1 protein-coding gene is annotated in these 1,811 nt (G+C 69.0%); it reads right to left on the bottom strand.

The features are described from left to right. On the bottom strand, window positions 1–1,811 hold a 1,811-nt coding region (locus tag ACWD35_RS45400; protein WP_451357165.1), incomplete at both ends, for a condensation domain-containing protein.

Raw genomic sequence — 1,811 nt, 5'->3', positions numbered from 1 at the left:
CGGAATCGTCCCCACCGGCACCCCAATGGCCGTGCCATTCCACTCCACCAACACCCGACGCCGCTCGGCCTCACCCAGCACCTCCACAGCACTCAACGACCGGTCCGCACCGCCCTCCAGCGCCTCCCCCAGCGCCGTCACCAGGCTCTCCGTGGCCGTGTTCATCAAGGCTGCCACGGCATCCGCGTCGATCGGAGCAACCGCGTCCACCATCAGCCCCAGCCCGACACCGTCGTCGTCGACGGCAATGGTCAGGGGGTAATTGGTGCGCTCACGGACGAACACGACCCCGATGCCTTCGCCGAGTTCGGCCATTTCGCGGCTGAGGACGATGTTGTGGCGGTAGTTGAGCATGGAGGTGAACAGGGGAGCGTCCCCCGGTACGCCACTGGCCTGCTGTGCCAGAGCCAGCGGTGCGTGCTCGTGCTCAAGGAGCCCCGCGAGCTGGTCACGCATGGCCCCGACCGCTGACACCACGCTGGTCTCGTCCACCCGTATCCGCACCGGCAGCGTGTTCATGAAGGGCCCGGGCACGTCCTCGCCGGCGCCGGCGTTCATGCGCCCGAACAGCACGGTGCCGAACACCACGTCGTCTCGGCCGCTGACCGCAGCAAGGACCCGCGCCCACGCCACATGCATCACCGTCGCCGGACTGGCCCCCAGCCGCCGGGCGACCTCACGCAGCCGCGCTTCGAGGTCGGTCGCGAGGTCCCGCCGTACCTGGACCGAGTCCATGCCGTCCCCGTGGGCGTCCACCAGGCCGTAGGGCGCGGTGGGCTCGTCGACGTCGCCCAGCAGGTCGGTGAAGAACCGCTCGTGTTCGGCCCGCTCCGTCTCGCCACGTGCCTGCGCCTGCGCCACGAAGGTGCGGAAGGGCGTCGGCTCCGGCAGTTCGGCAGCCCGTCCGGCGAGGATGGTCTGCACTTCGTGGAGCAGCAGTTCCAGTGTCGTGTGGTCCTGCACCATGTGGTGCATGCGCAGCAGTGCCAGCCACCGTTCCTCCGCAGCGGCGGCCACATGAAGTTCGAGCAGTGGGGCGCGGTCCAGGCTCATCGACAGGCCGGCGGCAGCAAGGAGTTGCTCGACCGGCTCGGTACCGTCCAGGTCGAGTTGCACCTCCTGGACAGGGAGCTGGGCATGCCGCCACACAACCTGCACTGGTTCGCGCAGGCCTTCCCACACGATGGCGGTACGGAAGGTGTCGTGCCGGTCCATGACCTGCTGAAACGCCTCGGTGAAGGCGTCGAGCCGCTCGCGGGTGTCGAACTCCATCACCGTCGGCAGGACATAGACATCCTCACCGCCGTCGGCGAGCAGGTGGTGGAAGAGCAGGCCCTCCTGCAGGGGGGCCAGCGGGTAGATGTCGGCGACGTTGGCCGCGCCACCCTCCACGGTCGCTACGACCCGCTCGACCTCCTCCGCGGTCAGCTCGACCAGCGGCAGCATCTCCGGCGTGATCTCCCGCGCACCCTCCGGAATCGCATTCGCCGGAACGACCACGCTCTCCACCCCGGACGCGGCCGCCGCAAGCCGGGCCACCGTCGGGGCTTCGAAAAGCGCCCGCACCGACACCGAGATCCCGCGCCGCCGCAGCGCCTCCACCAGCCGGATCGCCAGCAGCGAATGACCACCCAATGCGAAGAAGCTGTCATCGACACCGACGCTCTCCACACCGAGAACCTCGGCGAACGCCGCGCACAGCAACTCCTCGCGAACCGTCGAAGGCCCACGTCCAGAACCAACGGCGTACTCCGGTGCCGGCAGCGCCTTGCGGTCCAGCTTGCCGTTCACCGTCAACGGCAGCTCGTCCA

This window comes from Streptomyces sp. NPDC002671, from assembly GCF_053592475.1.
Note: the sequence above shows the minus strand (reverse complement) of the source record. Positions and strands in the feature narration are given on the sequence as shown.